Raw genomic sequence first — 20,498 nt, 5'->3', positions numbered from 1 at the left:
TTTTATCAAATGAAGAATAAAGCATACATCGGAGTATCATTTGTTATTTTAGTTTTCGGAATCATCTTTATTCCAAAAATTATCAATAGAATAAAAAGCGGTACTATCGTTCAAGGCGACAGAATAGACGCAGTTTCCAATCATAAAGATGGAGAAACAGGTTTGGTAACCATTGGGCCAGTGCCCGAATTTGAATTAACCGACCAAAATGGAGCAAATATTAACGACAAAACCTTTTTAGGGAAAGTATATGTGGTGGAGTTTTTCTTTTCAAGCTGTCCTTCGATTTGCCCTGTTATGAATAGAAATATGGTTGATATTCAAAATGAGTTTTTTGGAAATCCCAATTTCGGAATCGCTTCAATTTCTATCGATCCGGAACATGATACTTCAAAAGTGCTAAAAGAACATGCCAAAACTATTGGCGTGAAATCTTCTAATTGGCATTTGTTGACCGGAGATAAAGAATATATTTTTACTATCGCCAACAAAGGGTTTAATGTATATGCCGGCGAAAACAAAAATGTAGAAGGTGGATTTGAACATTCAGGTCTTTTTGCTTTGATAGACAAAAAAGGAAACATCCGTTGCCGAAAAGATAATTTTGGAAACCCAATTCTATATTATGACGGGTTAGAGAAAAAAGGAGTAAAAGCCATTACACAAGACATAAAAAAACTTTTAAATGAATAAGTCAGACAACAAAACATTAGAACAAAGATTTAGATTTCCGATAGTATTGGTTTCAATACTAATACCAATAGTTGTAGCGGTTTTGTTCACAGTAAAGCTAAAAGATTTCGGCATAGAAGTGGAACCACTTTCTTTTTTACCTCCAATTTATGCTTCAATAAACGGGCTTACAGCCTTACTTTTGGTAATGGGTGTAATGGCAATTAAAAACGGAAACCAAAAAGTGCACGAAAGATTTATGACTACTGCCATAGCTTGCTCTGTAGTTTTTTTGGTAATGTATGTGGCGTATCACATGACGGCTGACTCGACCGTTTTTGGAGATGTAGATGGCAACAAAATTTTAGACGCAAAAGAAAAGGAATATGCAGGTTCAACACGTTATGTATATTTATTTATTCTACTTTCCCATATTTTGCTGTCAATCATCATTATTCCTTTGGTGTTGATTACCTATGTCAGAGCATTAGCAGCAAGATTTGACAAGCACAAAAAAATAGCTAAAATTACTTTCCCATTGTGGTTATATGTTGCGGTGACCGGAGTTGTAGTGTATTTAATGATTTCGCCTTATTATGCTAATTGATTTTAAAATTCCAAATCTGAAATCCCAAATAACAAAACTTTTTATTGGAATTTGTTTTTTGTTTTTTGGAATTTCCGCTTCCGGTCAATGTGCCATGTGTCGCGCTTCTTTAGAAAGCGAAGGCAATAAAACCAAAGTAGAAGCAGTAAACGACGGGATTGTATTCCTAATGGCGATTCCTTATCTAATTGTGGCTGTTATAGGTTTTGCAATTTATAGGATGTACTTTAAGAAGAAAAGTGTCTGAACACTAACAGCTGAACACTGACCACTTTCTCTAATCCATTCCGTCAATTTTTACATTCATTTTTCCGGTTGTTGTAATGAATGCTATAATGGCTTTATCGGTCACTTCTACTTTTTCGAATTCAAAATCATTCATAGTTCCGTTGACGAAAACTCCTTTCATTGGCGAATAATTATTTAAATAAGGCAACAAACTCTTTTTACCTTCTTCCAGATTTTCCTTGATAGAATAACGACAATTCTCCTGAATCTTTTTCAAAATAACGCCTTGTAATAACCAATTGGCGGTTCTTGTTAAAAGTCCTTTGGTGTTTAAAACATAATCCATTTGATCAAAATAAATCTCTTTGGTTACGGCATTATAATTCGGAATTCCCGAAAGATAAATTGTTCCGTTGATGCTTCCGGTCATATCGAGAGCAACAATTATTTTACTGTCTTTTTGCCAAAGTGCTACGTTTTGAACCACAATTTTTCTGCTTCCTGCAGCAAATTCTTTTCCTTGAAAATTACTTGAAATAATTCGGGAAGCACTTTCATAAGTTGAAATAGCAGCGACGTTAGCAGTTAGTTTTTCCGGAATTTTAGTCACCGCTTTAAACTGAACAGCATTTCTGTCAAAACTGCTTTTTGGTTTCGAACCAACCATTGTTTGCATATTACATTTTAGTCCTAAATCCATTTTGATTTCTTTCTTTCCCAAAACGGCATCGGTTACATAAACTTCAATCGGAATAAGTTTAAACCAGGATTGGTATTGCTCACTGGTGATAAATGGCGTACTCATTTTTTCTAAAACATCAAGCACATAAGGTTTAAAATCACACGACTGTTCAATAGCTTCATCAATCTTTTTAGCAATTTTTGATTTGAAAATTGAAAGCGTTGGATTGATAATATAAGTAATAGGAACATTTCTTCCGGCAACTACTATTGACGGACTTTCTGACCATTCAAAATCCTCAATTTTAGAGGAAGTTGACATTTTCCAATTAGACAATCTCACATCGCTAAGCAATGTAATTGTGCCATTCAGATTAATTTCCCGAGTGTCGTTTAAACCCATGAAATCGGTTCCGTATTTAAATCGGGACCAAATTTTTAATGGTAATACCGTTTGAATTTTACCGTTTTTCTCAATCAGACGAATCGGAGCCGTTTTGGTGATTTTCATTTCGGTTTTATCATCTTCTAAATTGGAGTCGTTATAAATCTCACCATTCAGTGTTTTGTTCAATTGGGTTTCTATTTCTTTTAATGAAATTTCTAATGGCATATTGACAAACGATGTTTTGGTATTGAAAGCCATGGGAGTATCATCCGAAGGAAGCGGTTTTAGAGCTTCAATTTTTTGAGTAGTCGAACAACCGGTATAAATAAGAGAAAGAAATAGGATAGAAAGTGTTGCTTTTATTCTAGACATGAGTGTGATTAATTTTGGGCAAAAATAAAAGTAAAAAATGTAAAACATTGTAACATTATTAAAAAAGGTAAGTCTAAAGTGGTATGTCTTTTAAAAGACAAAAATTATATCTTTGTTTATTAGAAAATCTTAGGGCTACAAACCCGTTTTACAATGAAAAACAGTATACAAGCTTTTGCACTAATTTTTAGTCTTCTTTTAGGATTTACTTCTGTCGCTCAACAAAAAAAATGGACTATTCAGGAATGTGTTGAGTACGCTTTAAAAAATAATATTTCCATCAAGAATTCAGAATTGGATATAAAATTAGCCAATATTGATAAGCTATCAGCAGTTGGAAATTTTCTGCCAAATGTAAACACAAGTCTTTCACATTCCTGGAGTATTGGTGCCAATACGAATCCGGTTACGAATGTTAGAGAAAATCAAACGACACAATATACCCAAGTTGGTTTGAGCTCGAGCGTTACTATTTATAATGGTTTGCAAAATGTAAATCGTCTTCGCAATGCTAAAATGGTACAATTAGCCAGACAATACCAATTAACCAAAATGCAGGATGATATTTCGTTATATGTTGCCAATGCCTATTTGGATATACTTTTTAATAAAGAAAATCTAAAAGTGCAGCAAGGGCAGCTAGCCAATGATGAAAAGCAGTTGAAACGTACAGAAGAATTGGTAAATTCGGGTTCGCTGCCAAGAGGCGATTTATTGGATATGAAAGCTACAATTGCCGGCGATAATCAAAAAGTAGTCGCAGCCGAAAATAGTTTGTTGATTTCAAGATTGAGTTTGGCGCAATTACTTCAATTAGAAGATTTTCAAAATTTTGATATTGCCGACGTTGATATTGATGCTAAACCAAGTTCGGTTATGGCAGAAACTCCCGAAGCAATCCTCGAAAAAGCTAAGCAAGTCAGAGTCGAAATTAAAATAGCACAAACCAATTTAGATCTTGCACAAAGAGATATCAAAATCGCAAGAGGTGCATTGCAACCAAGTTTAACTTTTGGCTATAACTTTGGCACAAACGCTAGTTATACCGATAGAATTATTGGTGTTGATGGAAGCGGAGTGCCTATTATTGCAAGTCCGTTACCGGTTTTTGAACAATTCAGTAATAACAAAGGACACAACTTTGGACTTCAGTTAAACGTTCCAATATTCAATGGTTTTTCAGCCAAGAATAATGTTGAGCGTTCAAAAGTAGATTATGAAAAAACTAAAAATGCATTCAAACAAGCCAATCTCGATTTAGAAACCAATGTTTACAAAGCCATAACCGATGCTAAAGGTGCTTTGAAAACTTATGAATCGGCAATTGCTACAGCTGAAGCCAGGCAAGAAGCGTTTAATTATGCTAAAGAAAAGTATGCCGTTGGTTTAATGAATGCCTTCGATTTTAATCAATCACAAACCGTGTTTGTTGCTTCGCAATCGGATGTTATTCGTGCTAAATACGATTATATTTTTAAAATGAAAGTAGTAGAATTATATTTTGGAATCCCAATCATTCAAAAACAGTAAATCATGTCAAAAAAGAAAATTTATATACTAGTTGGAGTTGTTATCGCATTAATTATAGTGCTCGTTACCTTAAAGTCAAAAGGAATTATTGGCAATAATGACGATTCGAAGCAAGTTGAAACAGCTAAAGTTGATGAAATAACAATAATAGAAACTGTTTCGGCAACCGGAAAAATCCAACCGGAAATAGAAGTAAAAATATCTTCGGAAGTATCAGGAGAAATTATTGCTTTGCCTGTGAAAGAAGGACAAGTGGTAAAAAAAGGAGATTTATTGGTTAAAATAAATCCGGATTTATATACTTCGGGTTACAACAGAACTATTTCTAATTTATCCGGGACTAAAGCAGGATTGAGTCAGGCTGACGCCACTTTTAAAGAAGCAAAAGCAAGTTATGATAGAAGCAAAACCTTGTATGATAAAGGAATTATATCCAAATCAGACTGGGACAAAGCAATCGCTGCATTCGAAGGAGCGAAGGCCAACAAAGAATCGGCTTATTACAATGTGCAAAGTGCGAATGCAACGGTAAGAGAAGCAAAAGATAACTTGGGAAGAACAACTATTTATGCTCCTGCTGACGGGACTATTTCTTCACTTGGGGTTGAATTAGGAGAGCGTGTTTTGGGAACACAGCAAATGACCGGAACGGAAATTCTTCGTGTTGCCAATCTTAATAATATGGAAGTTGAAGTCGATGTAAATGAAAATGATATTGTAAAAATCAACATCGGCGATAGCACAAAAATTCAGGTTGATGCTTATCTGAAAAAAGAATTTAAAGGGATTGTGACCAGTATTTCTAATTCGGCAAGTGCAGCAACAACGGCTGATCAGGTGACAAACTTTAAAGTAAAAGTTAGAATTTTAAAAGAGTCATACCAAGATTTGTTAGAAGGAAAGCCTGAAACCTATTCGCCATTCAGACCAGGAATGACGGCAACGGTTGATATTATTACGAAGCGAAAAGAAAATGTTATTGGTGTGCCAATCAGTTCCGTGGTTGTAAAATCAGATACGACGGCAACCAAAAGTTATGAGATAAAAGAGGATGATGCAGACAAAAAAGTTACTGCAAAAAGCGACAAGAAATTTGAATGTGTTTTTGTAAAAGTAGGTAACAAAGCCAAAATCAGAATTGTGAAAACAGGTATTCAGGACGATACAAATATTGAGATTACTTCCGGTTTAAAGAAAGGTGATGTAGTCATCGTTGGACCTTATACAACGGTTACTAAAGACCTGAATTCGGGGGATAAAGTTTCTTCAGGAAAAGATTCTGATACAAAAGATAAAAAGGAAACTTCGATAACAGTTTCTACTAATTAAAACTATTTATTTCTAAATCTTGATTTACATTCTTAATATAGAAACGGCAACCAAGAATTGTTCAGTTTCTTTGGCTAAAGATGGGAAAACTGTTTTGGTCAGGGAAATAGCTGAACAAGGCTATTCTCATGCCGAAAAACTACATGTTTTTATCGAAGAAATTCTAAAAGAAACAAATGTTTCGGTTCAGGATTTAAAAGCTATTGCGGTTAGTAAAGGGCCTGGTTCTTATACCGGTTTGCGCATTGGAGTTTCTACCGCAAAAGGCTTGTGCTATGCACTTGGAATTCCGTTGATTTCGGTTGATACTTTGCAGGTTTTAGCTCAAAAAGTTACAGTTGAAAACGGTTTAATCGTTCCAATGCTGGATGCGCGAAGAATGGAAGTTTATAGTGCCGTTTTTGACGCAAATCACAACAAAATAATGGAAGTGCAGGCTGAGGTTCTTACTGAAAACAGTTATGTAGAAATGACAGAAGCTGTTTATTTTATCGGCGATTGTCAGGAAAAAGGCAAAACCGTTTTAACCAAAGACAATTTCCATTTTCTTTCTGAAATAGTTTTTCCTTCTGCAAACGAAATGAGTGCGTTAAGTTTTGAAAAATTCGTGAAAAATGAATTTGAAGACGTGGCGTATTTTGAACCTTTTTATCTCAAGGATTTTTTGATAGCAAAACCAAAGTAAATTATTTTTTTGGAGCTTCTTTTACAATTGATTGTATTGCAATTCCAGCTTGGTCAAAGGCATTTTTACATTCTTCCAAAACGTCCGAACACATTGATCCAAAATCGGCATTCTTTGCCCACGGTTGTATTGCTAACTGAATAGCGGTATCTGTCAAAAGATTAACCACAACAGCTGGTGCCGGAGTTTTTAAGACTTTTGGATTGTTTTCCAAAACCTGCATCACAATTTCTTTGGCCATTTTAATATTGGTGTCATACGAAATATTAAAAAGCAGATTGGCTCTTCTGTTTTTTCCTAATGAAAAATTGGTTATTACACCGTTAGATAAAATTCCGTTCGGGATAAAAATAGTCTGATTGTTTCCGGTCACTAATTTGGTTACAAAAATCTGAATTTCACTTACAGTTCCAGTAACGCCTTGTGCTTCTATCGAATCGCCCACTTTGAAAGGCTTGAATAAAATAATCAATACACCACCGGCAAAATTGGATAATGAACCTTGTAAAGACAAACCAACCGCCAAACCAATTGCTCCAAGAATAGCGACAAACGAAGAAGTTTCAATTCCGAGTTTGGAAATAAAGGTTATGAAAAGTAAAAAGCGCATCGCCCAAAGCAAACTATCAGCCAAAAATGCAGATAAAGTGGTGTCGAATTCACGCTTAATCATAATTCTTCTCACCAAACGATTGACTAATCGAATGGCATATAATCCAATGAAAAGAATGACCAAAGCCGAAATTAGCTTTGGTGAGTAATCAATTAAAAGTTTTATAAATTGATCGACATATTCCGCGAAGGAATGAATATAGTGCAGTTCTTTCTTTTCCATAATTTGATAAAAAATCCCGACTCCCGAGACTTCGGGACGGGATAAATTATTTTGGCAAAAATAGTGATTTTAAAAATTAATCGGCATTTTCATCAGCTGGTTTTACAACATCTTCTGCTTTTGTTCTTACTTCTTCGGCATCTTCGGAAGCGTCATTTGCAAAAGCATTTTTTACACTTGCTACTGCATTTTCTGCCATTTCTTCTGCTTTTTCAACATACTCACTTGCTTTCTCTTTTACGGTTTCAACAGCATTTTCCAAAGTTTCTTTAGCAGCCGGAATATGTTCAGCTACTTTTTCTCTGGCCGTATCTACAAAATCTTCTACTTTATCTATTACCGGTGCAGCGGCAACTTTCGCTTTTTCTAGTGTTTCTTCAGCAAATGTTTCTGCTTTATCTGCCACTTCTTTTGGTGATGAACCAAATAGTTTTTTAAAAAAATCTCCTAATGCCATGACTTTGAATTTTAAATGATTAATAATAACAATATTACGATTTTTATGCGATTAAAGCTCAATTTCTGTAGTGATTTCTTCAAAACTGGTAGTTGGTTTTTGACAGGTTTTGTTCTGACATAAATAAAATAAGGTTTCGTTTTCTGAAAAACGATTTTCTAAAAATGGAAGTTTAGAAACTGTTGAACTTCCGGCAATAATGAGGTTTGGTAAATAGATTTTATTTATTTTTTCCAGATAATCTAAAGCATCATTTCCGCAAATTGCCAGTTCTTTATTCTGTTCCGAAAAATGTAAAAGTATGTTCAGCCAATTCGAAAATGCCGAAGGATAAGTAACGGTTGGAATGATATTTTGAACCATTTGCCGGCAGATTTTTTCGTAATAAGTATTCTCGAAATAAATGCTCAATTTGAATAAAGCATCAGCCATTACTGAATTCGAAGCCGGAATTACATTGTCTTCCACTTCAAAATGATTGGTAATTAATGCTTCATCCTGATGTGAAGTGAATGAGAAAAACTGTGCTTTTTCATCATAAAAATTATCAAAAGTATAATCGGTTAATTGCTTGGCATTTTGTAGCCAACTGTAGTTAAATGTAACTTCATATAACGAAATGAACGCCTGAATGACATGTGCATAATCTTCCAGAAAACCATTGATGGTCGCTTTTCCGTCTTTGTAACTGTGTTTTAAACTTCCTTCTGAATTCCAAATGTTTTTTGTGATAAAAGAAGCATTTTGTATCGCGATATCTAAATAATGTTTGGTTCCGGTTGCTTTGTATGCTTCTACAAAACCTTTGAGCATAATGGCATTCCATGAGGTCAAACATTTGTCATCTAACCTTGGTTTGTTTCGTTTTTCTCTTTCCGTATAAAGAATTTGTTCCCAATGTTTTTTCTTCTGGACTAAACTTTCTAAATCAATATTTTGTCGAAAAGCTATTTCTTCTAAGGATTGATTTTGGATTAAAACATAATTTTCATGTTCCCAAAATCCGAATTCATTGATATTGAAAACTATTGAAAACAATTCGAAATCGTCTTGAAGTAAAGCTTGTAATGCTGCTTTTGTCCAAACATAAAATGCACCTTCTTCGAGATGGTTTTCTTTGTTCAAACTATCAGCGTCAAGTGCTGAATAAAAACTTCCTTCTTTGGTGAGCCATTCTTTTTCAACGAATTGTAATGTTTTTTCAATGACTTCTTTATAGAGATTATTTCCGCTCAATTTATAGGCATTGGCATAAAGCGAAACTAATTGTCCGTTGTCATAAAGCATTTTTTCAAAGTGAGGCACATGCCATTTCATATCGACTGAATAGCGTGAAAATCCACCGTCAATAGTGTCGAACAATCCGCCATGGGCCATTTTTGTCAAGGTGAGATTTACAAAATCCAATAGCGGTTGGTTATTAGTTTGATAACCAAATCGCAATAGGAATTCATAATTGGTTGGCATCATAAATTTTGGTGCACGAGCCATTCCACCAAAATCCCAGTCGAAACTTTTTTGCCATTTTGAAACTAAGGACTCCAGAATTTCAAAATTAAAATTCGTCTCCGATACATTTTTTGAAATGATGCTCAGCGATTGTAAGCCGTCATTAAGTTTTTCGGCATAATCAAAAATCACTTCCGGTTTTTCGGTATAAATTTCCTGAAGTCGTTCTAACGAATTTATCCAGTCGTTTTTTCTGAAATAGGTTCCACCCCAAATTGGTCTTCCGTCGGGTAACGTTACGACATTCATTGGCCAGCCGCCATGTCCGGTCATAATTTGCACCGCTTTCATATAAACGGCATCAATATCAGGGCGTTCTTCGCGATCGATTTTTATGCTGATAAAGTGAGCATTCATCGTTGAAGCAACTTCGTCATCTTCAAAACTTTCGTGTTCCATCACATGGCACCAATGGCAAGCCGAGTAACCGATGCTGATGATGATTAGTTTGTTTTCTTTTTTGGCTAAAGCTAAAGAAGCTGCATTCCAGGCTTTCCAATGTACCGGATTGTTGGCGTGTTGTAATAAGTATGGACTCGTTTCGAGATGTAGTTCGTTCATTTTTTACATTAAAAAAGCGCCCAAAATTGGACGCTTAAAGTTAGTTTTTTTATTTTGAATAACGATTATCCGTTTAAGGCTTCAACCACAATGTCTTTATCGTTGAGCATGTCTTTCAGCATGTTCTCTATTCCACTTTTTAACGTAAATGTAGAAGATGGACAACCGTTGCAGGCGCCCTGAAGTACTACTTTTACACGTTTTTCGGTTTCATCATACGAATCAAAAAGGATATTTCCACCGTCGGCAGCAACGGCAGGTTTTACGTATTCTTCGAGTATGTTGATGATTTGTTGTGAGGTAGTATCGAGATTATCGAAATTTTTAATTTGTTGTTTTTCCTGTTTTTCGGTGTTTATAATTTGACTTTCATCGATTACAGTTCCGCCATTTTCGATAAATTGTTTTATGAATGTGCGTAGTTCCATTGTGATTTCGTCCCACGAAATGCTTTCGTATTTGGTGACAGAGATATAATTTTCGGCAATGAAAATTTCTTTCACAAAATGGAATTTGAACAATTCCTGTGCTAATGGCGATGGTTTGGCTTCGTCTATATTTTTGAATTCGGCTGCTGTTTTGGTTAGCGCTTTATTGACTACAAATTTCAGTGAAGCCGGATTTGGCGTGGTTTCGCCATAAACAGTTATAGGTTGTTTTTTGATTGGATTATCATTTGGCAAAACAATCACGCCACCGTTATTGACAAAATTTTCAATTTGTTCTGCAACATCATCTTGAACGTCAGACCATTCAACAATGCTGTATCTTTCGATGGCGATAAAATTTCCTGAGATGTAAACCGTTTTCACAAAAGGAAGGTAAAACAGTTGTTGTGCTAAAGGAGAATTTTTGGCTTCGTCGATATTTTTGAACTCAAAGTTCTCATTTTGAGTTATAAATTCGGGGAATTCAAATTTTAGTATGGTTGGGTTTTGAGTTTCTTTTATGCTGATTTTCATGGTGAAAGTATTTTTTTATGCAAATTTAACAAAGTTATTTTCTGTGAATGGCTATATTTGGACAATTAAACAATTAATTAACATATTGTGGGATATTAGGAATGGAGAGCCATTGTCTATTATTTCTTTCCGATTAGAAAAAGGGAGCAAGGATATTTGAATATTGTTAAATTAGATAGAAAACTTATTACAAAAATTTATATATTTGAGCGCCGTGTTAAATTAAGAAGCCAAATCAGTTGAAAAAGCAGTAAAAAGGGATGAATTGGTTTAACATTAAGCATATATAAAATATTGCAACACAACATTTTAAAGCCCATTTCTTATTAATAAATATAGTTACAATGAATTTTAGAAAGATTTATTTATTAGCACTACTAGTAGTAGCACAATTTGCACATTCACAGGAAGGATTGCCGGTGTACTCGGATTATTTATCTGACAATTACTATTTGCTTCATCCTTCGATGGCCGGAGCTGCAAATTGCGCAAAATTAAGACTAACAGCAAGACAACAATGGTTGGGACAAAAAGATGCGCCGGCATTGCAAACATTAAGTTTCAATGGTGCTTTAGGGGAAAGATCAGGAGGTGGAATTATTGTTTTTAACGATAAAAACGGTTATCACTCACAAACAGGGATGAAATTGACTTATGCTCACCATATTATGTTTTCACGTGACAATATTGATTTGAACCAACTTTCATTTGGTATGAGTGCCGGTTTTATTCAGAGTAATTTGGATGAAACAACATTTTATCAAAACAATCCTTCTTTTGATCCTTTGATTTTTGGTTCAATTCAGAAGTCAACTTATTTTAATGTTGATATTGGAGCGTCTTATAATTTTCTTGATTTCTATGTTCATGCAACAGTTAAAAATGCATTGGCGAGTGACAGAAAGTTATACACAGATAGTGAGCCTGTAAATTTGAGAAGATTTATTTTGAATGCTGGCTATACTTTTGGTGATGCGGAACAGATTTTATGGGAACCTTCTTTTATGTTTCAACTGGTTACATTAACTCAAGAGAAAACGGTAGATTTTAACATTAAAGCCTATAAAGACTTAGATTTTGGGAGATTGTGGGGTGGATTATCATACAGAAGAAGTCTTGATGGTGCACAGTATGTTCAAGGAAATAGTGTAGCTGATCAAAAGTTGCAATATGTAACACCAATTATTGGAGTTAATTTTAAGAATTATGTGTTTTCATATACTTACTCACATTTAATGGGCGATGTTAAATTTGATGCAGGTGGATTTCACCAATTAACTTTAGGACTTAATTTATTCTGCAAACCGGAGAAATATCACTGTAATTGTCCTGCAATTAATTAATACAAATAACTGTCCCGTCTCGTTAGAAAACCAGACGGGACAATTTTTTTAACCATGATACTTAAAGCTGTAAACGGTAAAAGTCCTCAAATTCCCGACGATTGTTTTGTTGCTGAAAATGCAACCATTGTTGGCGATGTTGTTTTGGGAAAATCCTGCAGTGTTTGGTTCAATGCGGTTGTTCGTGGCGATGTTCATTATATAAAAATAGGAGATAAGGTCAACATTCAGGATGGAGCCATTATTCATTGTACCTATCAAAAGCATCCAACTGAAATTGGGAATAATGTTTCTATTGGTCATAATGCTATTGTTCACGGATGCAAAGTTCATGATAATGTATTAATAGGAATGGGAGCTATTGTGATGGATAATTGTGTAATAGAAAGCAATTCTATTGTTGCAGCCGGAGCAGTGGTTACTCAAAACACTGTGGTTGAATCGGGGACAATTTGGGCAGGTGTTCCAGCTAAGAAAGTAAAAGACATTGACCAATCTGATTTTGCCGGTGAAATAGAACGTATTTCGAATAACTACGTGATGTACTCTAGTTGGTTTAAAGACGTTTGAAATTAAAAGGAGGACTGCCAGTGGCAGTCAGGTATTTTTTTTAACTTCCTGAACAAAACTAAACGTCTATCTAGCCCCGATGGGAGCGAGCTACCATGTAGCGCGGACAGCGGGAGCCAAATATCTTGAAAAAGCTATTGATGTGCTCCTAAAAATCTTTAACAATTACCTCATATTTATTATTGAGGATATCCTTCAACACTTTTGGATTTGAATTAGAATAGAAAACGGCTTTTGCAATATTCTTTTCATTGTTTAACCCGTTTCTTTCCGATAGCACATTTTTTGTCTGACGTGCTACAGCTTCTCCGGAATCGATGATTTTAATTTCTTTTGGAAGTATTTTTTGTATCTGTGGAATCAGATAGGGATAATGGCTGCAGCCCAACACGAGATAATCAATGTTGGCCGCAATCATAGGTTCTAAATAGATATGAAGCAATTTATTCATTTCGGGCGAATTCATTTCTCCGTTTTCAATTAGCGGAACTAAACCGTGACCTATTTGTTCGATAATTTTGGTGTCATGGAATTTCTCGGCAGTTTGGTGAAACAACTCGCTGTTTAAAGTTCCCTGAGTGGCTAAAATTCCGATGGTATGACTTTGGGAGTTTAGAGCTGCCGGTTTTATGGCGGGTTCGATGCCAATGAAAGGGACATCATATTTTGCGCGCAATTCTTTAATAGCATTGGTTGTTGCTGTATTGCAAGCGACAACTATTATTTTGGCATTTTGATTCAGAAGAAACTCGGTGTTCTTGATGCTAAGCGCGATGATTTCTTCTTTAGATTTTTGTCCGTAAGGGGCATTTTTACTATCTGCAAGATATATGGTGTCTTCGTTTGGAAGCAAATTGTGAATTGCTGTCCAAATGGATGTTCCTCCAATTCCGGAATCGAAAAGGCCTATAGGATTATTGTTTTCCATGTAAACAAAAGTAAAAAAAAACTGCTCAATTAATTGAGCAGTTTTTGATAGTATTATGATTTAAAATTAAAATCCTAAATCTTTTTTAACGTCAGCTGTTAAATCCGGGCCATCAGCTAAAAGTAAATCAGCAAGGTTTAAAACATATTGGTATCCTTTTGCTTTACCAACTTTAATGATTGAAGCTTTGATTTTATCCATTAATGGTTTTACCATATCTGCTTCTTTCTTTTGCAATTCTTTTTGAGCATTATCTCTGTAATCCGTAATACGTTTTACTAAGTCTTGTACTTCTGTTTGGCGTGTTGCATTAACGGCATCTCCAACAGTTGCAGCTTCCTGGTCGTATTTTTTAATTTTGTTTTGGTATTCTTCTGCCATTGTTTTGTATTCAGCATCGTAAGTACCACTCAATTTTTCTAATTGTTTTTGAGCATCAAGCATCGCCGGCATTTTAGAAATTAGTTCATTTACATCTACGTGTGCAACTTTAGCTTGTGCATTCATTGTAAAGCTTGCTCCTAAACACAACACTGTAGCTAGTAATAATGATTTCAATCGTTTCATTTTAAAAAGTATTAATTAATATTTATTATTTATTCTGTTTTTGGTTTATTCTTTGCGTCTTCTTTTGCTTTTTTTGCAGCTTCTCTATCTTCGAGAATTTTTTTCTTTTTGTCTTCTAAGGCTTTTTTTCTTTCGGCTATCAGTTTTGCTCTTTCGGCAGCTTTGACGGCTTTTGGATCTAAGGCTGTTGAATCAGTTGTTTTGTTTGCTTCTTCAGTAGGCGTTGATGTTGCTTTGTCATCATTGGTTTTGTCCTTAGCAGGAACCGTGCCAGTTTTTTTAGCGTTCTTGGCTTCTAACAATTCAGCTCTCTTTGCTGCTTGCTCGGCTTTTTTAGTTTCGGCAGCCAGTTTTCTATCAGCTACCAATTGTTCTCTTGCTTTCTTTTTGTCTTCTAAAGCTTTTTTACGAGCTTCCAATGCTGGATTGGCATCAAGAGCTGCATCTTCAAGAGCTTCTTTGGCTTCTTGTTGCTTAACTTGTTTTGCAGACATTTGTTCTCTTTTCTCGGCTCTGGTAATAACTCGTATAACCTGATCGCTTATGTCATATCTTTTTGCAGCAAAAAGCATTGTTAAATCGGAAGCTTTATCAAAAACAAAGTCAAATTTTTTAGCTTCGGCAATATCCTGAACGGCAGTAAAAACCTGATCTTGAATTGGTTTTACTAAGACAGCTTTTTGTGTAATTAAATCGCCATTTGGGCCAAACTTTTTTTGTTGAAAGTCTAAAAGTTCGGTTTCCTGAAATTTTATTTCTTCTTCACGTTCGTCTATTAACTCTTTGGTTAATAATGCTCTTTCTGTTTTTAAAGCATCTTTTAATTTAGCAATTTCAATTTTTTTGGCTTCAATATCTTGTTTCCATTTTTGTGCTTTTTGCTCTAACTGACTTTTTGCTTCGCTATAATCAGGGACATTTTGCAGAATATATTCCATGTCTATATAGCCAATTTTAACACCTTTAGATTGTGCATTAGTCTGATATACAGCAGATAAAGCCAGGATTAACAGTAAAAGATATTTTTTCATTCTTAATTTTGATTTAGAAATATTGTACCAAATATAATTAAAATTGTTGACCAATTATAAAATGTGTTTCCCAACCATTCGGATTTGTTGTGCCAGAGGCACCATTAAATCCAGGAAGACCGTCAAAGCCATGTGCAAAGTCAATTCCCAACAATCCAAATGCTGGCATAAATACTCTTAAACCAAATCCGGCCGAACGTTGCAGTACAAATGGTTTGTATTCTTTGAAAGTGTCATAAGATGATCCGGCTTCCAGGAAAGTCAACGCATAAATTGATGCAGCAGCTTTTAATGTCAATGGATATCGTAATTCTAACGAGAATTTATTATAAACCGTTGCGCCATCTTGTGAAGATAATGATTGGTTTGGATATCCTCTTAATTGAACAACTTCTCTTCCGTCTAATGAAAAATTAGCCAGTCCATCACCACCAACAAAGAATCTTTCAAATGGTACTAATCCTCGACCGCTATTGTAAGCGCCTAAATAGCCAAACTCTCCCAAAGCTCTCAATACTAAAGCTTTTGATTGTGATCCTGCTAATCTTGTGTACCAATCGGCTTTAAACTTTATTTTGTAATATTCGAGCCAGTTAAATTTTTGTTGATCAACTTTTGATCTGTCTGCGGATGCAAGTGTGTAATCATCACCAACCGTTTGATAAATTCCCGAACCAGGAGTTGTTTCCTGCAAATAATCGCCTTGAGCAGGTTGTCGTCCGTCGCTGGTTGGAACTGTATTTATACCGGCATCATCTCTGTATGTAAGTTTATAATCTTTTTGATTTTCTAAATCGGAATAATTTATTCCATTAAATAATGAATATGGTAAAGTAAATTTTGCTGAAAGACTAAATTCAGAACCTGATGTTGGGAAAATTGGGTTGACTCCTTTATTATTTCTGCTCAAACCAAGTGTGTAGGCTAAGTTTCTTGATGAACCGTCACCGAAGGTAAACAATCCGGTGTTGTAGTTGTTCAAATTATAATATTGAAAACTCACAGAACTTGAAAACACAAAGAAATCATCCGGAACAGTTAATCTTTTTGCAATACCGACAGATAAGGAAGTGATGTTAAAACTCTTGTCTCTATCTACGTTAGTTGATCTTCCTGAGTAAAGGAATTGTTTGCTATGCGACAATGAACTTGAAAATTGAATTGGTTTTTTCCCGCCAAGCCATGGTTCAGAAAACGATAAACTATAGGTTTGGAAAAACGAACTTGCCTGTAAACGCAAGGCAACTTTTTGTCCATCACCCATTGGAAGCGGTTTGTAGGCTTCTTTTTTAAACATATTTCTGGCCGAGAAATTATTAAAAGACAATCCTAAAGTTCCAATGAATCCGCCACCGCCATAACCACCTTGGAGTTCAATTTGGCTGGATCCTTTTTCAACAACATTGTACTCAATATCAACCGTTCCGGCAGCAGGATCAACATTTTTGAATTTTGGGTCAATTGCTTCAGGATCAAAAAATCCTAATTGTCCAATCTCACGAATTGTTCTAACCAAATCTTCTTTGCTGTATTTTTGACCCGGTTGGGTTCTTAGTTCTCTGTAGATTACTCTGTCATTTGTTTTGTCATTCCCAACAACTGTGATATTGTTAAAGTATGCAATTGGTCCTTCGGTAACTCTAATTTCAAAATCAATAGTGTCATTGGCAGTTTTTACTTCGACTGCGTTAATATTTGAAAATAAATAACCATTGTTTTGGTATAAGTTGGTAAGATCATCTCCGTCAGGTTTTGATTTATCGGCAATTCTTTTTTCAAGCAAAACACCATTATAGGTATCTCCTTTTTTGATTCCCAGAACTCTTCCTAACATTTGATCAGAATAAACAGAATTTCCAAGGAATTTAATGTTTCCAAAATGATATTTTCTGCCTTCTTCAACTTTTACATTGATGGCAAGCTTTGATTTTTTTGCGTTTAAGAATACAGAATCACTTGTAACTCGTGCATCTCTATATCCTTTTTCTTTATACTTGTCAATGATAGAAGTTAAGTCTTCTTTGTATTTGTCTTTTATATATTTTGATGCTTTGAAAATACGAATCGGATTGATTTGTTTCGTGTTTTTCATTGCTCCTCTCAATTTGGCATCGGAAAATTTTTCATTGCCTTCGAAGGTTATTTTGGAAATTTTCAGCTTATCGCCTTTGTCGATATTGACAAGCATTTTAACGTTATTTCCTTCGGTTGTATCGGGAATAGTTTTTATGTAAACTTTGGTGTTAAAGTAACCGTCTTTTTTATATTTGTTTTCGATGTAATTTTTAGTAGTCGTAATCAGGTTTTCATTTACAATTTTTCCTTTTGTCAATGAATTGTCCTTGATAAGTCCTTCTACTTTTGATTTTTTAACCCCTTGAATTTTAGCTTCACTAAGTTTAGGAAGCTCGACAATATCCAAGTCTAACCATATGCTGTCTGCTTCTACCTTGTTTACATAAAAATCAATATCGCTAAAAAGACCAAGTTTCCCCAGTTTTTTTATGGCATTACTCAATTCTTCTCCCGGAACTGTAAGTTGTTGTCCTTTTTCTAAACCGGCAAAAGTCACAACCGTTTGTTCGTTGTAACTAATTTTGCCGTTAACTTTTACGTTCGCTAAAATATATTTTCTGCCTTGGTCGAATGGAATTCTGTCTTGAGCTTGTAATTTAAAAACAGTTCCAAATAATAAAATGAATAGAACTATTTTTGAAGGGTTAATCTGCACTGAAATTTTATTTAATTTGTTCACTTGTTTTTCCAAATCTTCTTTCTCTTTTTTGATAGCTAATAATGGCTTTATATAAATCATCTGCTTTAAAATCGGGCCATAAAACATCGGTAAAATAAAACTCTGCATAGGCAATCTGCCATAACAAAAAATTACTGATTCGGTGTTCGCCACTGGTTCTAATCACTAAATCTACATCGGGTAAATTGTGCGTGTAAAGATGCTCATTTATAATTGATTCATCAAGAGTGTCTATAGAAATTATATTATTTTTAACTTTCTCACTTATAATTTTAACAACATTTAACAATTCCTCTCTGGAACCGTAGCTTAACGCCAACGTTAGCGTCATTCTTGTGTTGTTTTTTGTTTTTTCTATAACGTATAAAAGCTCCTTTTTGGCTTTAGACGGAAGCAGTTCAATGTTCCCGATACAGTTTAATCGAATATTGTTTTTTTCTAAAGTTGCCAATTCTTTTTTTAATGAATTGACCAATAAATTCATCAGAGTATCTACCTCTAATTTTGGTCGGTTCCAATTTTCGGTAGAAAAGGCGTATAGTGTTAGATTTTCAATTCCAAGTTTGGCACAGGTTTCAACCGTAATTCGTACCGATTTTGTTCCTTTTTCGTGACCAAATGCCCTTAGTAAACCTTGTTGTTTTGCCCAACGACCATTTCCATCCATAATTATGGCCAGATGTTTTGGTAAGTTGTCTTTATTAATGGTTTCTAATAAGCTCATTTTTTATTCTTTGCAATAACAAGGCTTTTCAGTAAAAGTATATGTAATCGTAAATCCGCTGAACACATACCAATCCTTGCTGTTTATATTACCAAATTTCAATGGTTCTAAATTTTTATTTTTGGGCAGACTTCCATCTAAATTATCAGTGAAAGTATATCTCGCCCCAACTTCAAATCCTAAAACAAAATTTTCAAGCACATTACTTTTAACACCAACTGTCATTGGTATGACGAATGTACCTGCTGTATAGTCTTTTTTCGTTTCTCCATTAATAACATACAGTTCATCGTAAATAGTATAAGTAATACCTGTATAGACATATGGCGTCACTTTTTTTATTAGCACTTCATGTAGGTTAAAATCAAAAAAATTGAATTCTAATCCAGCTGAAAACTCCTTTATTTCATTTTTAAATTTATAACCTCTTTCCACTCTTGCTTTCACATCTGAGTCTAAATCATTACCTGTGATAGTCGACTGTGTATAGGAAAATCTATAGGAATGTCTTGGGCTTTTATTCCATTTGTATAAAATACCAATGGCTAATTTTTCAGGAGAAACATAAGTAGTTTTACCAACATCTCCTATGAAATTACTTCCGCCTAAGAAAACACCAATTTCATTAATTTGTGCTGTCAAAACATTCTGGAAAATCAAACAAAAAAATAATACTAAAATCCTTTTCATTAAATTGAAAATAGCGTGCAAATATAACAATTCTCAGTACTTATTTAACATGAATTTTATATTTCTGTCAAATTAAATAAAGTACTGATTATTATTGGTCTTGCAATGGTTTCTATTCTAAAACGCAATTTTTAGAAATGTAGTATAAACAGAGGGGGATTTTTTCTAATTTCGCTTGTCTTCTCCCCAAAGTAATTTGTTTCGAAGTGTTTTAAGAAATGTTTCTTCAGGAATTTCAACCATCTTAATTTTGAATGGCGTTTTCTTGATTATTAATTCCGAATTATTACTGATAGAGGTTATACGGGAATCTAAAGCAACCAAATATTGTTCTTCTCTTCCCGAAACTTTAAGTTTTATCTCGGTGTCATCCGGAATCACAAGTGGTCTTGCGGTTAGATTATGCGGAGCAATTGGTGTGATAACCAATCCTTTTACATCGGGTGTTAAAATTGGTCCACCACAACTCAGAGAATAACCTGTTGAGCCAGTTGGTGTGGCAATGATTAATCCGTCAGCCCAATAAGAATTTAAATATTCCCCATTCAAAGAGGTTTCAATGGTAATCATAGAAGTCGTTGCTTTTCTGCTGACCGCTACTTCATTCATAGCAAAATTAATGTCAATATCAGGAGATTCAATACTCAACAATGTTCTTTCGGAAAGAGTATACTTTTTTTCTAAAACAATCTGAAGAAATAATTCAATTTTTTCTTTCTGTACTTTGGCCAAAAAACCAAGTCTTCCCGCATTGACACCAAGAATCGGAATTCCGGAATCGCGAACAAAAGTAGTTGCTCTTAAAATGGTTCCGTCACCACCAATACTGATAAGAATGTCAATACTGCTGTCTAGATCAGCGTGTGAAGCGAATGTTTTATACTGTCTTTCGAGAATTTTTTCTTCGTATAATATCTTTAAAAAATTTTCCTCAATAACCAACTCGACATTGTTTCTATTAAAAAAAACAAAGATGTCTTTAATAATTGGTCGGGTGTCGTTTTGATAATATTGTCCGAAGATGGCAACTTTCATATGGTTTAGGTTTTACTTTGTACCTTGTATCTCTAACTT

20 protein-coding genes are annotated in these 20,498 nt (G+C 34.6%); 8 read left to right on the top strand and 12 right to left on the bottom strand.

All coding sequences use genetic code 11. The features are described from left to right. Positions 1-9: 9 nt before the first annotated feature. The 3 genes from L1S35_RS01945 to L1S35_RS01935 are packed head-to-tail and all read left to right on the top strand — an operon-like array spanning position 10 to position 1,526. Positions 10-693: an SCO family protein gene (locus L1S35_RS01945; protein ID WP_236396088.1), complete on the top strand. Its 684-nt coding sequence runs from the start codon at positions 10-12 to the stop codon at positions 691-693. Next, the gene (locus tag L1S35_RS01940) at positions 686-1,279 is read left to right on the top strand and encodes a DUF420 domain-containing protein (RefSeq protein ID WP_236396086.1); all 594 of its coding nucleotides are present in this window, start codon (positions 686-688) and stop codon (positions 1,277-1,279) included. Before L1S35_RS01945 ends, L1S35_RS01940 begins: the two co-directional genes overlap by 8 nt. After that, positions 1,269-1,526 (top strand): CAMCR motif-containing small membrane protein, encoded by a 258-nt coding sequence (locus tag L1S35_RS01935; RefSeq protein WP_236396085.1) that lies wholly within the window; start codon positions 1,269-1,271, stop codon positions 1,524-1,526. Before L1S35_RS01940 ends, L1S35_RS01935 begins: the two co-directional genes overlap by 11 nt. A 30-nt stretch (positions 1,527-1,556) precedes the next feature. Here the strand turns inward: L1S35_RS01935 and L1S35_RS01930 are convergent, their stop codons facing one another. Continuing rightward, the gene (locus L1S35_RS01930) at positions 1,557-2,948 is read right to left on the bottom strand and encodes a DUF4403 family protein (protein WP_236396084.1); all 1,392 of its coding nucleotides are present in this window, start codon (positions 2,946-2,948) and stop codon (positions 1,557-1,559) included. Positions 2,949-3,101: 153 nt separating this feature from the next. Here L1S35_RS01930 and L1S35_RS01925 point away from each other — a divergent pair, with 153 nt between their 5' ends. The 3 genes from L1S35_RS01925 to tsaB are packed head-to-tail and all read left to right on the top strand — an operon-like array spanning position 3,102 to position 6,492. Next, entirely contained in the window at positions 3,102-4,478 is a 1,377-nt protein-coding gene (locus tag L1S35_RS01925; RefSeq protein ID WP_236396083.1) for a TolC family protein, read from the top strand. A 3-nt stretch (positions 4,479-4,481) separates the two neighbouring features. Further along, positions 4,482-5,807, top strand: coding sequence for an efflux RND transporter periplasmic adaptor subunit (locus L1S35_RS01920; protein ID WP_236396082.1), 1,326 nt, complete (start codon positions 4,482-4,484; stop codon positions 5,805-5,807). 19 nt (positions 5,808-5,826) lie between these two features. Continuing rightward, positions 5,827-6,492, top strand: a complete 666-nt coding sequence (gene tsaB, locus L1S35_RS01915; protein ID WP_236396081.1) for a tRNA (adenosine(37)-N6)-threonylcarbamoyltransferase complex dimerization subunit type 1 TsaB — start codon at positions 5,827-5,829, stop codon at positions 6,490-6,492. 1 nt (position 6,493) lies between these two features. Here the strand turns inward: tsaB and L1S35_RS01910 are convergent, their stop codons facing one another. The 4 genes from L1S35_RS01910 to L1S35_RS01895 all read right to left on the bottom strand — a co-directional run bounded on the left by L1S35_RS01910 (position 6,494) and on the right by L1S35_RS01895 (position 10,816). Next, a complete protein-coding gene (locus L1S35_RS01910) occupies positions 6,494-7,327 on the bottom strand; it encodes a mechanosensitive ion channel family protein (protein ID WP_236396080.1) in 834 nt (277 codons plus the stop codon). A 76-nt stretch (positions 7,328-7,403) separates the two neighbouring features. Then, entirely contained in the window at positions 7,404-7,784 is a 381-nt protein-coding gene (locus L1S35_RS01905; protein WP_236396079.1) for an apolipoprotein A1/A4/E family protein, read from the bottom strand. Positions 7,785-7,835: 51 nt separating this feature from the next. Then, positions 7,836-9,854: a thioredoxin domain-containing protein gene (locus tag L1S35_RS01900; RefSeq protein ID WP_236396078.1), complete on the bottom strand. Its 2,019-nt coding sequence runs from the start codon at positions 9,852-9,854 to the stop codon at positions 7,836-7,838. A gap of 65 nt (positions 9,855-9,919) precedes the next feature. Further along, positions 9,920-10,816, bottom strand: coding sequence for a NifU family protein (locus L1S35_RS01895; RefSeq protein ID WP_236396076.1), 897 nt, complete (start codon positions 10,814-10,816; stop codon positions 9,920-9,922). 344 nt (positions 10,817-11,160) lie between these two features. On the opposite strand from L1S35_RS01895, the gene L1S35_RS01890 reads away from it, so the two are divergent. Both L1S35_RS01890 and L1S35_RS01885 read left to right on the top strand, forming a co-directional pair. Beyond that, complete coding sequence (locus tag L1S35_RS01890; RefSeq protein WP_236396075.1) at positions 11,161-12,159, top strand: PorP/SprF family type IX secretion system membrane protein; 999 nt, start codon at positions 11,161-11,163, stop codon at positions 12,157-12,159. Positions 12,160-12,213: 54 nt separating this feature from the next. After that, positions 12,214-12,729, top strand: coding sequence for a gamma carbonic anhydrase family protein (locus tag L1S35_RS01885; RefSeq protein ID WP_236396074.1), 516 nt, complete (start codon positions 12,214-12,216; stop codon positions 12,727-12,729). Positions 12,730-12,877: 148 nt separating this feature from the next. Here the strand turns inward: L1S35_RS01885 and murI are convergent, their stop codons facing one another. The 7 genes from murI to L1S35_RS01850 form a co-directional block, all read right to left on the bottom strand. Continuing rightward, positions 12,878-13,657 carry a glutamate racemase gene (murI, locus tag L1S35_RS01880; protein WP_236396073.1) on the bottom strand — a complete coding sequence of 260 codons (780 nt, stop codon included), beginning with the start codon at positions 13,655-13,657 and terminating at the stop codon, positions 12,878-12,880. A 66-nt stretch (positions 13,658-13,723) separates the two neighbouring features. Continuing rightward, entirely contained in the window at positions 13,724-14,224 is a 501-nt protein-coding gene (locus L1S35_RS01875) for an OmpH/Skp family outer membrane protein (RefSeq protein WP_236396072.1), read from the bottom strand. Positions 14,225-14,253: 29 nt separating this feature from the next. Continuing rightward, positions 14,254-15,255 (bottom strand): OmpH/Skp family outer membrane protein, encoded by a 1,002-nt coding sequence (locus L1S35_RS01870; RefSeq protein WP_236396071.1) that lies wholly within the window; start codon positions 15,253-15,255, stop codon positions 14,254-14,256. Positions 15,256-15,292: 37 nt separating this feature from the next. Continuing rightward, positions 15,293-18,070 carry a BamA/OMP85 family outer membrane protein gene (locus tag L1S35_RS01865; RefSeq protein ID WP_236396070.1) on the bottom strand — a complete coding sequence of 926 codons (2,778 nt, stop codon included), beginning with the start codon at positions 18,068-18,070 and terminating at the stop codon, positions 15,293-15,295. Next, a complete protein-coding gene (gene uppS / locus L1S35_RS01860; RefSeq protein WP_236396069.1) occupies positions 17,994-18,734 on the bottom strand; it encodes an undecaprenyl pyrophosphate synthase in 741 nt (246 codons plus the stop codon). The genes L1S35_RS01865 and uppS overlap by 77 nt, the downstream gene beginning before the upstream one ends. A 3-nt stretch (positions 18,735-18,737) precedes the next feature. Further along, complete coding sequence (porG, locus tag L1S35_RS01855) at positions 18,738-19,424, bottom strand: type IX secretion system protein PorG (RefSeq protein WP_236396067.1); 687 nt, start codon at positions 19,422-19,424, stop codon at positions 18,738-18,740. 165 nt (positions 19,425-19,589) lie between these two features. Beyond that, positions 19,590-20,459: an NAD kinase gene (locus L1S35_RS01850; protein WP_236396065.1), complete on the bottom strand. Its 870-nt coding sequence runs from the start codon at positions 20,457-20,459 to the stop codon at positions 19,590-19,592. Positions 20,460-20,498 lie beyond the last annotated feature (39 nt).

It is taken from the genome of Flavobacterium anseongense (assembly GCF_021608185.1).
GTDB lineage: Bacteria > Bacteroidota > Bacteroidia > Flavobacteriales > Flavobacteriaceae > Flavobacterium > Flavobacterium anseongense.
Note: the sequence above shows the minus strand (reverse complement) of the source record. Positions and strands in the feature narration are given on the sequence as shown.

Excerpts from the sequence above, each read along its gene's own strand:
- L1S35_RS01945 (WP_236396088.1), top strand. The coding sequence starts at position 10 with ATGAAGAATAAAGCATACATCGGAGTATCATTTGTTATTTTAGTTTTC.
- L1S35_RS01940 (WP_236396086.1), top strand. The coding sequence starts at position 686 with ATGAATAAGTCAGACAACAAAACATTAGAACAAAGATTTAGATTTCCG.
- L1S35_RS01935 (WP_236396085.1), top strand. The coding sequence starts at position 1,269 with ATGCTAATTGATTTTAAAATTCCAAATCTGAAATCCCAAATAACAAAA.
- L1S35_RS01930 (WP_236396084.1), bottom strand. The coding sequence starts at position 2,948 with ATGTCTAGAATAAAAGCAACACTTTCTATCCTATTTCTTTCTCTTATT.
- L1S35_RS01925 (WP_236396083.1), top strand. The coding sequence starts at position 3,102 with ATGAAAAACAGTATACAAGCTTTTGCACTAATTTTTAGTCTTCTTTTA.
- L1S35_RS01920 (WP_236396082.1), top strand. The coding sequence starts at position 4,482 with ATGTCAAAAAAGAAAATTTATATACTAGTTGGAGTTGTTATCGCATTA.
- L1S35_RS01910 (WP_236396080.1), bottom strand. The coding sequence starts at position 7,327 with ATGGAAAAGAAAGAACTGCACTATATTCATTCCTTCGCGGAATATGTC.
- L1S35_RS01905 (WP_236396079.1), bottom strand. The coding sequence starts at position 7,784 with ATGGCATTAGGAGATTTTTTTAAAAAACTATTTGGTTCATCACCAAAA.
- L1S35_RS01900 (WP_236396078.1), bottom strand. The coding sequence starts at position 9,854 with ATGAACGAACTACATCTCGAAACGAGTCCATACTTATTACAACACGCC.
- L1S35_RS01895 (WP_236396076.1), bottom strand. The coding sequence starts at position 10,816 with ATGAAAATCAGCATAAAAGAAACTCAAAACCCAACCATACTAAAATTT.
- L1S35_RS01890 (WP_236396075.1), top strand. The coding sequence starts at position 11,161 with ATGAATTTTAGAAAGATTTATTTATTAGCACTACTAGTAGTAGCACAA.
- L1S35_RS01885 (WP_236396074.1), top strand. The coding sequence starts at position 12,214 with ATGATACTTAAAGCTGTAAACGGTAAAAGTCCTCAAATTCCCGACGAT.
- murI (WP_236396073.1), bottom strand. The coding sequence starts at position 13,657 with ATGGAAAACAATAATCCTATAGGCCTTTTCGATTCCGGAATTGGAGGA.
- L1S35_RS01875 (WP_236396072.1), bottom strand. The coding sequence starts at position 14,224 with ATGAAACGATTGAAATCATTATTACTAGCTACAGTGTTGTGTTTAGGA.
- L1S35_RS01870 (WP_236396071.1), bottom strand. The coding sequence starts at position 15,255 with ATGAAAAAATATCTTTTACTGTTAATCCTGGCTTTATCTGCTGTATAT.
- L1S35_RS01865 (WP_236396070.1), bottom strand. The coding sequence starts at position 18,070 with ATGATTTATATAAAGCCATTATTAGCTATCAAAAAAGAGAAAGAAGAT.
- uppS (WP_236396069.1), bottom strand. The coding sequence starts at position 18,734 with ATGAGCTTATTAGAAACCATTAATAAAGACAACTTACCAAAACATCTG.
- porG (WP_236396067.1), bottom strand. The coding sequence starts at position 19,424 with ATGAAAAGGATTTTAGTATTATTTTTTTGTTTGATTTTCCAGAATGTT.
- L1S35_RS01850 (WP_236396065.1), bottom strand. The coding sequence starts at position 20,459 with ATGAAAGTTGCCATCTTCGGACAATATTATCAAAACGACACCCGACCA.